The sequence below is a fragment of the Lysobacter dokdonensis DS-58 genome, assembly GCF_000770795.1.
In the GTDB taxonomy this organism is placed as follows: Bacteria; Pseudomonadota; Gammaproteobacteria; order Xanthomonadales; family Xanthomonadaceae; genus Noviluteimonas; species Noviluteimonas dokdonensis.
This window is the reverse complement of sequence record NZ_JRKJ01000008.1, coordinates 111,396-123,561: the sequence shown is the minus strand read 5'-3', so window position 1 is coordinate 123,561 and position 12,166 is coordinate 111,396. Positions and strand designations below refer to the sequence as shown.

Sequence of the window (12,166 nt, the reverse complement as noted above, 5' to 3'; positions counted from 1 at the left end):
GGGCGTTTTTCATTCGTCGGACGATGGCCGAGACTCCATGTAGTTCGCGAGCCGTTCGGGATCCTGCGGGATCGGCTTGGCCGGGTCGATCTGGATGACGGCCGCGCCGGTGCGTGCCAGCGTCTTGCGCCCGCGGGCGAAGTGGGCGTCGTCCATCACCAGGTAGATGCGCGATCGCGCGAGCATCTCGGTCTTCAGGCACTTCGATTGCGCTTCGATCTTCGCAACCAGATCGTCCTGCGAGGACGAGGCGAACATCTGCGTGCCTTCCCAGCGTGTCCTGCACAGGGCCTCGTGGACCCATTCGACGGATTGCGCGTAGTCGGCCGCATCCGAAGCGCGCAGCACGGTCGTCTCCGGATAGCCGTCCGCCCCCTGGTCGTCGATCCGGAAGAACGCCTCGACCATGTATAGGCTCAGCGCAAGCTCCGTCGCAGGCTCGGGAAACCGCAGGGGCTCGATGAATTCCTTGCGCCGCTTCGCTTCGAGTGCGCGTTGGTGCGTCCGGACCGTCCTCGACGTTTGCAGCGCCTGGTCCCATTCCGCGCCGGAGGGCGGGATGACCCTGCCGGCCGCCAGGTCGAAGACCACGGGAACGAAGCGCGCGTCCTCCGCGAATGGCGAGCCCTCCTCGGAAGGGACGAGCACGGCGATGGAGACGCGCTTGCCGTCCGGCAACGCGGTCGCCTTGCCGCGCCAATGCAGCGAACTCACCGTGCGTGGCAGCGCGCGCACGTAGTCCTTCGGCAGGAAGTCGTCGAGTGCGTACGACGCAGTCACGGCGCCCTTCGCGTCGTAGAGCACCACGACGTCCTTGCCGAACCCCATGCTGTGCCAGTTGTCGAGCGTCATCGCGACGCCGCCGGGGAGCGCGATGGCTTCGACCGGTGCGACGTCGTTGCGCAACTTTTCGCGCCAGACTTTTTGCCACGTCGTGCCGACGCGATGCTCCATGGTGCCGACGGCGCTGGTCTGCTTGCTGCCGGGGACGCCGCCCGGCGTGTCCTTACCTGCCGCGGCGTCCTGGAAATACTCCAGCGGCCCCGCGATGTCGCGCGGCTCCACGGTGAGCCGCCAATCGCCATCGGCGGAAACGTACTGCGTGGTCCTCGCGGGGGCCCACGAGTCGGCGAAGGCCATTCCGGCGACAAGCGCGCCGACAAGCACGCCGGCCCACGGCAAGATTCGGTTGCGTGTCATGTCGGCTCCCCTGCAGATCGCAGGACGATACCGTATTGGCGCTTGGTCGGGATTCGGTTCGCGTCCTCGCTTCACCCGGCCGGAACGCCTCCGGTTGCCCGTAGCAAGTAGGGGCACCGTCGCTCCCTGCATCCCCATGGATATCGCGTCGCTTTCGCAATTCGCGCAGATCATCGGCAACCTGGCGGTCGTCGTCGCACTGTGTTTCGGCGCGGCGCAGATCCGGCAGTTTCGTCGGCAGCGGCTCGACGCGGCGGCGAGCGAACTGATGCGCTCGATCCAGGACCAGCAGTTCACGCGAGCGTTCCGCCTGATCTACCCGTTGCCGGTTGCGGTGCCTGCCGACGACCTGCGTGCGTTGGGTCCCGAGTACGAAGACGCCGCGCTCGCGCTGGGTGCGCGCTTCGAAAGCATGGGCCTCCTCGTCTATCGCGAAAGCCTGCCGATGGACATGGTCGAGGAAATCATCGGCGGCGCCGTCGTGCTGCTCTGGCAGCGGCTCAAGCCGTGGGCGGAAGCGAACCGCCGCGAGCAGAACCACCCGTTGTTGTTCGAATGGTTCCAGTGGCTCGCCGAGCGATTGGAAGAACGGGGGCGCCCGAGCCAGACGCCCGCGTTCGAACGCTTCCGTGATTGGAAGCCGAGGCGGTAGTCGGTCCCTGCAAGAAGAATGGGGCACGCTTGCGCGCAGGTCAGAATTGAACCGGGGTACGCGGCACCCGTACTCTTACCAAATGGGGATCCAATACAAGCCAGAGCTGGACGGGCTGCGGGCGCTCGCGGTTCTGGCCGTCGTCGTCTTCCACGCCCGCGTTCCCGGATTCAACGGGGGCTGGATCGGGGTGGACGTGTTCTTTGTGCTCTCGGGCTACCTGATTACGCAGGTCCTCCTCGCGAACCCGGACTTGCCGACGTTCTACTGGCGGCGGTTCAAACGCCTGGTGCCGCCTTTCGCGCTAATGCTTGCGGCGTATCTGTGGGCGGCTCCGAAAGTCGAGCCGAACCACCCACACTGGCGCGATGCGCTGGCGGCGTTCTTCCATCTGAGCGACTACACGCTTCCGCTCTACCAGTTCCCTGACTACCTGCGGCACACGTGGTCATTGGCGATCGAAGAGCAGTTCTACTTGCTCTGGCCGCTGATCCTGTTGCGCAAGAAGCCGGGGTTCACCGTGCTGATCGCCGCATGGGCTGCCTTGACCGTCTGGAAGTTCCAATGGGGTTGGTCAGCGGCCTACACGCGCTTTGACACGCATTGCACGGGCCTCGTCTTGGGCTGCGCGCTGGCGATGCTCCCGCGCTTCAACCTGCCCACGTGGCCATTCCTACTCGGCCTGCTGGGGTGCGTGCTGGTGTTCAAGTTCAACGATGCGAGCAGCCACGAAACCGGCGTCATCGTCGTGGAGCTGTTCACCGCCTGCATTCTGCTCGGCAACGCGCCGAAGTGGCTGTCGGCTCGGTCCCTCGTGTATCTCGGGAAGCTGTCCTACGGCATCTACCTCTGGCACTTCGCGCTCGCCTACTGGATGCACAAGCAGGGGATGCGCTGGGACTTCGTGCTGGCCGCCTCCACGCTGTTTGGCGTCGGCATGGCGGCGCTGTCGTATCACACGCTTGAGGCACTATTCCGGTCAAACCGCCCTGCACTCGATGCAGCTGCCCGCCATGGTGAGGGTGACCACGTCGCTGGTTTCCAGCCCCAATTGGAACGAGAGCGTTCCTGATGTAATGGTGCACGCAAAGGAGATGGCGAAGCCGACCCGCTGAACCTGCGGAGACGTGCTTGTCAACCGAGCTTGGGAGATGTCGATTTTGATTACGGGGCCACCGTTGCGATCGACCGAGCCATGGCCCTAACCGACGAGCAAATCGAACAGATCAGGCAAGCTGCGATCAAGGCACATGCCGAAGGTCGTCCCTTGTTTCCGCCCAAACCAAGGTCGCCCCGCGTGTCGCGTTGGACGAAGCGCGGGAGGGATGCTCTACGCCTTCGGAAAGCAACGACTGCAGCGGCGGCGCCGGACAACTGCCGGACAATTGAAATCACCAGGCCGAAAACAACAACGCCCCGCACGACAAAAAGTCTTGCGGGGCGCGCGTTTGAATCTGGAGGCCGAGGTCGGAATTGAACCGGCGTACGCGGATTTGCAGTCCGCTGCATAACCACTCTGCCACCCGGCCGGATGACGTACGGATTGGACCACATCCGCCTGAAACAACGAAGCCCCGCGGACGGGGCTTCGTCTTAGAAACTGGAGCGGGAAACGAGACTCGAACTCGCGACCCCGACCTTGGCAAGGTCGTGCTCTACCAACTGAGCTATTCCCGCGTTGAGCCCGCCATTTTACGGGCCAATCATTGGGTGTCAACACCTGCGTGCGCTTGTTCGCGCAATGCGGGCCATGCGGCGCGCAGGTATTCGAAACCGCTCCACAACGTGAGGATCGCCGCGACCGCCAGCATCCACTCGCCCACGCTGAACACCGGGATGCCGAGGACGGGCGCCTGGTATAGCAGCAGCGTCACCGCGACCATCTGCACGATCGTCTTGATCTTGCCCACGCTGGCCACGGCCACTTTCTTGCGCTGGCCGAGTTCGGCCATCCATTCGCGCAGCGCCGAGACGGCGATTTCACGGCCCACGATCACCGCGGCCCAAAGCGCCATCCACTTGGTGGGATGGCTCTGCACCACGAGGAACAGGGCCGTGGCGACCATCAGTTTGTCGGCCACCGGGTCCAGGAATGCGCCGAAGGCTGAATATTGGTTCCAGCGGCGGGCGATGTAGCCGTCGAGCCAGTCGGTCGCCGATGCGAAGGCGAACACGAAGGCGGCGGCGAAATTGGTCCACTTCCAGGGCAGGTAGAAGACCGCCACCAGCACGGGGATCATCACGATCCGGGCGATGGTGAGCCAGGTCGGTACCGTCATCTTCATCAATCGCGTCCTGCTTCCATGGTTCCTGCCGCCGGCATCGGCAGCCCGTGCAGCGTCGCATAGATTCGCTCGGCGAGCGCGAGGTTGATGCCCTCCACGCGCGCGATCTCCTCCGCCCCCGCCTGCTTCAGGCCGCCCAGGCCGCCGAAATGCTTGAGCAGGCTCGCGCGGCGGCGCGGGCCGATGCCCGGGATGTCTTCCAACCGGCTGGTGCTGCGCGCTTTCTGGCGCTTGCCGCGGTGGCCGGTGATGGCGAAGCGGTGCGCTTCGTCGCGGACCTGCTGCACCAGTTGCAGCGCGGGGGATTCGGGGCCGGGGCGCAATTCGCGGCCGTCCGGGAGAATCAGGGTCTCGTGGCCGGGGCGGCGTTCCTCGCCCTTGGCGACGCCGACCACGTACACAGAAGAAACGCCGAGGTCCTTCAGCACCGCATTCGCCTGCGCGAGCTGGCCCTTGCCGCCGTCGATCAGCAACACGTCGGGCAAGATCCCGTCCTCTTCCACAGCGCGGCGGAAGCGGCGCTCCAGCGCCTGGTGCATCGCCGCGTAGTCATCGCCCGGCTCGATGCCGGTGATGTTGTAGCGGCGGTACTGGCTGCGCACCGCGCCGTTCTCGTCGAACACGACCTGGGAGGCCACCGTCGCCTCGCCCATCGTGTGGCTGATGTCGAAGCATTCGATGCGCTTGGGGGCTTCGGCCAGCGAGAACATCTCCCGCAAGGCTTCCGCGCGCGCGCTCTGCGCGGCGTGACTGGCGAGTTCGGTCGCGAGGGTGAGCTCGGCGTTGCGCTTCACGAGATCGACATACCCTGCCCGCTCGCCGCGCACGTTGCACTTGAGCGTGATCTTGCGGCCGGCGGTTTCCCACAGCGCGACTTCGATCAGCTCGCGATCGGGCACGTCGCGATCCAGCACGATTTCGCGCGGCGGCGGTTGCTCGCCGTAGTACTGCGACACGAAGGCCGACAACACTTCTTCCGGTGGCGCGCCGTTGGTCTTCGGGAAGAACGCGCGCGTGCCGAGGTTGCGCCCGTCGCGGAAGGCCAGCAGCAACACGCACGCCGAAGCGCCCTGCATCGCGACGGCAAGCACGTCGAGATCCGCGGCCTGGCCGTCGACGTATTGGCGCGCCTGCAACTTGCGGATCGTCGTGACGAGGTCGCGCAGGCGCGCGGCTTCCTCGAAGTCGAGGCGCTGGCTGGCCGCTTCCATCGCACCGGTGAGTTCGTTGCCGAGCTCTTCGCTGCGGCCGTCGAGGAACAACGACGCGCGACGCACCGCATCGGCGTAATCGCGCGCCGGCGCAAGGCCGACGCACGGCGCGCTGCACCGCCCGATCTGATACTGCAGGCACGGCCGCGAGCGGTTGCGGAACACGCTGTCCTCGCAACTGCGCAACTTGAACAGCTTGTGCATCGAGTTGAGCGTTTCGCGCACCGCGGCGGCGCTGGGATACGGGCCGAAGTAACGCCCCGCCAGCGCGCGCGGCCCGCGATGGAACGCCAGGCGCGGCCACGGTTCCTGCGTCAGCAGCACGTAGGGGTAACTCTTGTCGTCGCGCAGCAGCACGTTGTAACGCGGCTGCAGCGACTTGATCAGCTGGTTTTCGAGCAACAACGCTTCGGCGTCGGTGCGTGTGACGGTGACTTCCATCCGCACGACCTGCGCCAGCATCGCCATCGTGCGCGTGGCCTTGGGGGTCGCGTTGAAGTAGCTGCCGACGCGGTTCTTCAGCGCGCGCGCCTTGCCGACGTACAGCACGGCGTCGTCCTTGCCGTACATCCGATAGACGCCGGGCTGCGTGCCCAGCCCGCGGGCGAAGGCCTTTCCGTCGAATGGAGCTTGCTGCGGGGCGTGCGTCGTCACCGGACCATTATCGGGGCGGCCGGGTCATTCCCCAATCGGCACATGCTGAACCGCGCCGGTTTTCGGGTCGACGCGGAGCACCGCGTGCGCATCCGTATCGGCAATCCACACCGCACCGGCGCCGACCGCCAGGCCCGAGGGGCCGTGCAGCGGTTGCGGCAGCATGTGCGTGGTGAGGTCGCCACCGCCCAGGCGCAGGCTGCGCAGGCGGTCGTTGCCGGCATCGGCGATCCACAGCAGCGGGGCGTCGGGGTCGAGCGCGATCGCCTGCGGTTCCTGCAATTGCGCGATGTTGCGCGGCCCATCGACATGCCCGAAGGCCCACGCGCCCTGCCCGAGCAGCGTTTGCACCGAGTGGTCGCCCAGCTTGAGCGAACGCACCGCCGAGCCCGCGCTGTCCAGGACGTAGATGTTCTGCTGCACGGCCGCGAGCGCGACGGGTTGCGCGAACGCCGCCGCCGAGCCCACGCCGTCCTTCACGGCCAGCTCGCCCGAACCCGCGCGGAACGTGAGCAGCGCGCGCCCGAGGTCGTACGTCCAGAGTTTGTTGTCGCCGGTCAGCGCGATGTGCAGCTGGTCGTTGGCGACGGCCACCGCGCGCGGCGCATCGAGGCGCACTGACGAGGAATCGTGCACCGGCCCTTCGGTGGGCGTGCCGCGCCGGCCGTTGCCGCACAGCGTGGTGGTGTCGCCGCTGCGCAGGTTGATGCGGCGCACGGCGTGGTTGCCCGTGTCGGCGACGTAGAGCATGTCGCGTTGCAACGCCAGGCCATGGGGGCACTGGAACGACGCGTGCCCCGGATCGCCATCGAGCAGGTTGGCATCGCCGGTGCCGAACACGCGCAGGATGCGGCCGGCATGGCTGCATTCCAGCACGCGATGGTGGCCGCTGTCGGCGACGTAGAGATATTGCGGCGTGACCGCCAGGCCCGTCGGGAACATCAGCGGCATCGCCGGTTCGCGCACCTTGCGCACCTGCACGCCGTCGTCGTCCATCGTCGGCGTGCCGGCGAGCGCCTGCAGGCGTTTGTCGATGTCGAGCAAGGCATCGCCGCCTTCGAGGCGGGCCTGCACCTGCCCATCGCTGTCGATCAGCACCACGGTCGGCCAGTTGCGCACGCCCCACTGTTGCCAGGCGACCCAATCGGCATCCATCGCCAGCGGCAAGGTCACGCCGTGGCGGTTGGCACGCTTGAGGGTGCGGCGCGGATCGCGCTCGTGATCGAAGCGCGGGACGTGGACGGCGAACGCGCGCAGGCGGCCGGGATGGCGCAGGCGCAATGCCTGCAGATCGTGCAACGCCTGGAGGGACCACGCCGACCCGATATTGACGAAGGCCACGGCCGTGAGCCAGCCACGCATGTGCGCCGCCGAGGGCGGTGCCGCGTTCAACCAATGCAACGAATCAGGAAACCCCGGCACCAACGTACGTCCCATCCCCACGACTCCAGACCATCGAAACGACCCCACGCGTGCCCAAGTCTACGGGTGGGTGCGACGCAGCATGCGTGATTCGGGTCGAAGGTTCACGTGCGGGATGCGAACCGGGCTTCGGCCCGGGCGAGGTCTTCGGGCGTATCGACGCCGGGCGGAAACGGTTCCGGCGACAACGCGACCGCGATGCGGAAGCCCGCTTCGAGGACGCGCAGTTGTTCCAGCGATTCGATGCGCTCCAGCGTGCCCGGCGGCAGCGCGGTGAATCGCTGCAGGAAGCCGGCGCGATACGCGTAGATCCCGATGTGGCGCAGCCAAGGGCCGCCGGACGGCATCGCGGTGCGATCGGTGGCGAAGGCGTCGCGCGGCCACGGGAGCGGCGCGCGGCTGAAGTACAGCGCGTGGCCCTGCGCGTCGCGCACGAGCTTCACGGCGTTGGGGTCGAACAGCGTGTCGACGTCGTCGATGGGCGTGGCGAGCGTGGCCATTTCGGCCTTCGACTGCGCGAGCGTCCGGGCCGCCGCCTGGATGCCGGCGGCCGGCGCGAAGGGTTCGTCGCCCTGGAGATTCACGACGATCGTGTCGTCCGACCAGCCGGCGATGCGCGCGCATTCGGCGAGGCGATCGGTGCCGGAGGCGTGATCCGGCGAGGTCATCGCGATGCGAACGCCGCTGCCCGCCAACGCATCCGCAATGCGCTGATCATCGGCGGCGACCCACACTTCACGCGCCCCGGCCGCGAGCGCACGGCGGGCGACGTGCAGCACCAGCGGTTCACCGCCGATGGTGCGCAGGGGTTTGCCCGGCAAACGCGAGGCCGCGTAACGCGCGGGAATGGCGACCACGAACTCCGTCATCAGGCGTGTCCCTTCGGCGGGAGTTTGTCGAACAACGCGATCCAGAAAGCTTCCGGCAACTCGGCGCGCACCGGCACGGAGAAATACGCCGCGTCCGCGAGTTCGCGGCACTTCACCGCGTCCTTCTCGGTCATGAGGATCGGCAGACGGCTGCCGAACTCGAAATCCGCCGGCACGTACGCATGATGGTCGGCGAATGCATGCGGCACAACGGCGATGCCGTGCGCGCGCAGCATGTTGAAGAAGCGGTCCGGGTTGCCGATGCCGGCGACGGCGTGGACGCGTTGACCAGAAAACGTCGACAGCGATTTCGGGCGCCCGCCTTCGATGGGTTCGGCGTCGCCCGGCACCAGGCGCATCGGCCATTCGCCGAAACCGGCGGGCGCGTCGTCGCTGCCCACGTTCACCACGCGGAAGTCGCATTCGTCGGCGCGCTGCACGGGTTCGCGCAACGGGCCGGCAGGGATCAGGCGGTTGTTGCCGTGGCGGCGCAGGTCGACGACATCGATCTCGACATCGCGCGCGAGGCGGTAATGCTGCAGGCCGTCGTCGCAGACGACGATGTCGCAACCGGCCTGCGCCAGTTCGCGCGCGGCGGCCACGCGGTCGCGGTCGACGCGGACTTTCGCGCCCGTGCGCAATGCGATGAGGACGGGCTCGTCGCCGCCTTCATTCGGCGCGGTGCGTGCGTCCACCCAGCGCGCGGTCTTGGGGTCGTCGCGGCCGTAACCGCGGCTCGCGACGCCGGGGTTCCAACCGGTTTCGCGCAAGCGTTCGATCAGCGCGATGGTCAGCGGCGTCTTGCCCGTGCCGCCGACGGCGACGTTGCCGACGACGATGACCGGCACGCCCGCGCCCTGCGCCTTCAACCAACCGCGGCGGTACCACTTGCGGCGCATCCCGACGACGCCGCCGTAGACGCTGCTCAGCGCACGCGCACCGAGCGGCACCGCGGCATCGGAGTACCACCAGTCCGGTGGGCCGCCTTTCTTCATCCTTCCGCCGGTTGCTCGCGGAACTGCATGCGATGGAGGTGCGCGTATACGCCGCCCTGCGCGATGAGTTCGGCGTGCGTGCCCCGCTCCACCAGGCGGCCTTCGTCCAGGACGAGCACCTGGTCGGCGTGTTCGATGGTCGACAGGCGATGCGCGATGACGATGGTCGTGCGATCCGGCATCAGGTGTTCGAGCGCGTCCTGCACCAAGCGTTCGGACTCGTTGTCGAGCGCGGCGGTGGCTTCGTCGAGGATCAGCAGCGGGGCGTCCTTCAACATCGCGCGCGCGATGGCCAGGCGCTGGCGCTGCCCACCGGACAAGCGCCCGCCGTGTTCGCCGATGCGCGTGTCCATGCCGTTGGGGAGGCGTTCGACAAATTCCATCGCGTTCGCGCCACGCACGGCGGCGGCGAGGCGATCGGAATCGGCGCCTTCCATTTCGCCGTACGCGACGTTGTTGCCGACGCTGGCGTCGAACAGGATCACGCGCTGGCTCACCATCGCGACCTGGCGGCGCAGGTCGGCGAGCGGGTAATCGGAAATCGGGTGGCCGTCGAGCAGTACTTGCCCGCTCTCGGGTTCGTAGAACCGTGGGATCAGCTTGATCAGCGTGGTCTTGCCCGAACCCGAGCGGCCGACGATGGCCGTGACGGTGCCGGGCTTGGCGACGAAGCTGATGTCGTCGATGGCCGGGCGGTTCTGATTGGCGTAGCGCGCGGTGACGTTGCGGAACTCGAGCTCGCCCTTAGCGCGTTGCAGCGGGATTGTGCCCGTGTCGCGCTCGTCGGGCGCGTCCATCACCGAGAACAGGCGGTCGGCGGAATTGACGCCGCGCTGGAGCATCGCCTGCACGCCGGTGAGTTGGCGCAGCGGTGGGATGATGCCGACCATCGCCGTCATCAGCACGGTGAAATCGCCGGCGGTCAATCGGCCCGCGGCGGCCTCGCGTGCAGCGAGGAACAACAGCACCGCCATGCCGATGGCGCCGAGCACCTGCACGAAGAACGAAATGGACCCGCGCGTGACTTCCACCTTCAACGCCAGGCGCAGGTTCTTCTGCGTTTGTTCGGCGTAGCGACCGATCTCGCTGTCCTGCGCGCCGTAGATCTTCACTTCCTGGTGGCCGTGCAGCGCCTGGTCGGCGGACTGCAGCATGTCGGCGGCGTTTTCGAGGATGCGATGGTTGATGCGGCGGTAACGCCCGCCGACGGTGTTCATCGCCCAGATCAGGAACGGCGCGAGCAACAGCAGCGCGATGGTCACGCGCCAGCTGGTGGACAACATCGCCCACATCATCGCGACCGTCATCAGGCTCGCGCTGATCATCACCTTCAATGCATCGACCGCGGCTTGCGCGACCTGCTCGGTGTCGCCGCCCAGGCGCGTGAGCATCGAGGCGACGGGTTCTGCGTCGAAGCGATCGCCCGGCAACCGGAAATACTTGCGCATCAGCATCAGGCGCAGGTCGCGCGCGACGCCGCGGCCCGAGCGGGCCATCGTGTAATCGCCGGCCAGGCCGAACAGGCCGCGCGCGATGAACAAGCCGATCAATGCGGCGGGCAGCCACATCGCGAAGGTCTTGGGATCGGCCAGCCCATCGACGATGGGCTTGAGCAGGCGCGTGATGCCGTAGCTGGTCAGGGCTTCGAGGCCCATCACGAGGGCGGCGCCGGCGAGCCAGCCGCGATACGGCTTGGCGAACCCGAGCAGGCGGCGGTACGTCTGCGCGGGGGTCGCAGTCGAGGGTTCGGTCATGGGGCCTTGGCCTGTGCAGCCTGCACGGGCGGTGCGGTGGCGATCGACACTTTCGAGAACCCGAGCTGGGCGAGCGCGTCGAGCGCGGTGACGACGGACTGGTGCGGCGTGCGGCCGTCGGCGCGCAGCAACACCGGACGCGTGCGATCGGTGCCGGCGACATCGACCAGCGTCTGCTTGAGCGACTCGACGTCGGTGCGCAGCGCTTCGCGGTCGTCGATGAAGTAACGCCCCTCCGCGTTGACCAGCACGCTCAGCGCCTTGCCCTGCGAATCCGCCGGCTGGCCATCGGCCTGCGGCAGTTGCAGCTTGAGCACGGAACGCGCGTCGAACGTAGTGGTGACGACGAAGAAGATGATCAGGCAGAGGACGACGTCGATCAGCGGGATCAGGTTGATCTCCGGCGCGTCGTCCTCGCGGTGGTCGCGGATGCGCATGCGGTCAGTCGACGCTGGCGCCCGCGCGGACGGGCGGCGCACCGGCCGGCGGCTGCGCGGCGGCGGCGCGCTGGGCGGCGGCGGCGCGCGGGTCCAGCGCATCCATCAACTGGAAGGCCTCGTGTTCCATGTCCACGATGTACGCGGCGATGCGGCCACGGAAATAGCGATGGAACGCCAGCGCCGGGATGGCGACGATCATGCCGGCCGCCGTGCACACCAGCGCCTTGCCGATGCCGCCGGCGAGCTGGTTCACGTCGCCGATGCCCTGGTCGAGGATGCCGAGGAACATCTGGATCATGCCCACCACGGTGCCGAACAGGCCGAGCAGCGGGCCCGCGGCGGCGATGGTGCCGAGCGTGTTGAGGTAGCGCTCCATGCGATGGACCTCGTGGCGGCCCACGTCCTCGGTGCGCTCGCGGATCTCCTCGCGGGGGCGATGGCGGACGTCGAGCACGGCCGCCAGCAACGCGCCGAGCGGCGAGTTGCGGCGCAGCGAATCGATGTGGGCCGGATCCAGGCGCCCCTTGCCCGCCCAGGCCCGGACTTCCGGACCGAGGCCCGGCGGCAGGACCACCTTGCGCCGCAGGCTCCAGAAACGCTCGACGATGATCGCCAGGGCGATCACGGACAGCAGCAACAGCGGGATCATCGGCCAACCGCCCGCGCGCACCAGTTCCAGCACGT

Annotated in this window: 11 protein-coding genes and 2 tRNA genes; 2 read left to right on the top strand and 11 right to left on the bottom strand. The window is 67.6% G+C overall.

The genetic code is table 11. From position 1 onward, the window contains the following. Positions 1-9 precede the first annotated feature (9 nt). Entirely contained in the window at positions 10-1,200 is a 1,191-nt protein-coding gene (locus LF41_RS07760) for a hypothetical protein (RefSeq protein WP_036168206.1), read from the bottom strand. A gap of 136 nt (positions 1,201-1,336) precedes the next feature. On the opposite strand from LF41_RS07760, the gene LF41_RS07755 reads away from it, so the two are divergent. Beyond that, positions 1,337-1,852 (top strand): DUF4760 domain-containing protein, encoded by a 516-nt coding sequence (locus tag LF41_RS07755; RefSeq protein ID WP_036168204.1) that lies wholly within the window; start codon positions 1,337-1,339, stop codon positions 1,850-1,852. A gap of 82 nt (positions 1,853-1,934) precedes the next feature. Next, on the top strand, positions 1,935-2,924 hold the full coding sequence (locus LF41_RS07750) for an acyltransferase family protein (RefSeq protein ID WP_052116230.1): 990 nt from the start codon (positions 1,935-1,937) through the stop codon (positions 2,922-2,924). 383 nt (positions 2,925-3,307) lie between these two features. Here LF41_RS07750 and LF41_RS07745 read toward each other — a convergent pair. The 10 genes from LF41_RS07745 to LF41_RS07700 all read right to left on the bottom strand — a co-directional run bounded on the left by LF41_RS07745 (position 3,308) and on the right by LF41_RS07700 (position 12,164). Then, a tRNA-Cys gene (locus LF41_RS07745) sits at positions 3,308-3,381 on the bottom strand. A 72-nt stretch (positions 3,382-3,453) separates the two neighbouring features. Continuing rightward, a tRNA-Gly gene (locus LF41_RS07740) sits at positions 3,454-3,529 on the bottom strand. A 26-nt stretch (positions 3,530-3,555) separates the two neighbouring features. Further along, entirely contained in the window at positions 3,556-4,137 is a 582-nt protein-coding gene (gene pgsA, locus LF41_RS07735) for a CDP-diacylglycerol--glycerol-3-phosphate 3-phosphatidyltransferase (RefSeq protein ID WP_036168202.1), read from the bottom strand. Further along, positions 4,137-6,002 (bottom strand): excinuclease ABC subunit UvrC, encoded by a 1,866-nt coding sequence (gene uvrC, locus LF41_RS07730; protein ID WP_036168200.1) that lies wholly within the window; start codon positions 6,000-6,002, stop codon positions 4,137-4,139. Before uvrC ends, pgsA begins: the two co-directional genes overlap by 1 nt. Positions 6,003-6,026: 24 nt before the next feature. After that, on the bottom strand, positions 6,027-7,439 hold the full coding sequence (locus tag LF41_RS07725; protein WP_036168197.1) for a nhl repeat protein: 1,413 nt from the start codon (positions 7,437-7,439) through the stop codon (positions 6,027-6,029). Between the two features lie 89 nt (positions 7,440-7,528). Further along, positions 7,529-8,293: a 3-deoxy-manno-octulosonate cytidylyltransferase gene (gene kdsB / locus LF41_RS07720; protein ID WP_036168195.1), complete on the bottom strand. Its 765-nt coding sequence runs from the start codon at positions 8,291-8,293 to the stop codon at positions 7,529-7,531. Continuing rightward, entirely contained in the window at positions 8,293-9,288 is a 996-nt protein-coding gene (gene lpxK, locus LF41_RS07715; RefSeq protein WP_036168192.1) for a tetraacyldisaccharide 4'-kinase, read from the bottom strand. Before lpxK ends, kdsB begins: the two co-directional genes overlap by 1 nt. Then, positions 9,285-11,042 (bottom strand): lipid A export permease/ATP-binding protein MsbA, encoded by a 1,758-nt coding sequence (gene msbA / locus LF41_RS07710; RefSeq protein ID WP_036168190.1) that lies wholly within the window; start codon positions 11,040-11,042, stop codon positions 9,285-9,287. Before msbA ends, lpxK begins: the two co-directional genes overlap by 4 nt. Then, a complete protein-coding gene (locus tag LF41_RS07705; protein ID WP_036168532.1) occupies positions 11,039-11,479 on the bottom strand; it encodes an ExbD/TolR family protein in 441 nt (146 codons plus the stop codon). The genes msbA and LF41_RS07705 overlap by 4 nt, the downstream gene beginning before the upstream one ends. A gap of 4 nt (positions 11,480-11,483) precedes the next feature. Beyond that, positions 11,484-12,164 (bottom strand): MotA/TolQ/ExbB proton channel family protein, encoded by a 681-nt coding sequence (locus LF41_RS07700; RefSeq protein WP_036168530.1) that lies wholly within the window; start codon positions 12,162-12,164, stop codon positions 11,484-11,486. Between the last annotated feature and the right edge of the window lie 2 nt (positions 12,165-12,166).

Excerpts from the sequence above, each read along its gene's own strand:
- LF41_RS07750 (WP_052116230.1), top strand. The coding sequence starts at position 1,935 with ATGGGGATCCAATACAAGCCAGAGCTGGACGGGCTGCGGGCGCTCGCG.
- pgsA (WP_036168202.1), bottom strand. The coding sequence starts at position 4,137 with ATGAAGATGACGGTACCGACCTGGCTCACCATCGCCCGGATCGTGATG.
- LF41_RS07760 (WP_036168206.1), bottom strand. The coding sequence starts at position 1,200 with ATGACACGCAACCGAATCTTGCCGTGGGCCGGCGTGCTTGTCGGCGCG.
- LF41_RS07705 (WP_036168532.1), bottom strand. The coding sequence starts at position 11,479 with ATGCGCATCCGCGACCACCGCGAGGACGACGCGCCGGAGATCAACCTG.
- LF41_RS07725 (WP_036168197.1), bottom strand. The coding sequence starts at position 7,439 with ATGGGACGTACGTTGGTGCCGGGGTTTCCTGATTCGTTGCATTGGTTG.
- kdsB (WP_036168195.1), bottom strand. The coding sequence starts at position 8,293 with ATGACGGAGTTCGTGGTCGCCATTCCCGCGCGTTACGCGGCCTCGCGT.
- LF41_RS07755 (WP_036168204.1), top strand. The coding sequence starts at position 1,337 with ATGGATATCGCGTCGCTTTCGCAATTCGCGCAGATCATCGGCAACCTG.
- msbA (WP_036168190.1), bottom strand. The coding sequence starts at position 11,042 with ATGACCGAACCCTCGACTGCGACCCCCGCGCAGACGTACCGCCGCCTG.
- lpxK (WP_036168192.1), bottom strand. The coding sequence starts at position 9,288 with ATGAAGAAAGGCGGCCCACCGGACTGGTGGTACTCCGATGCCGCGGTG.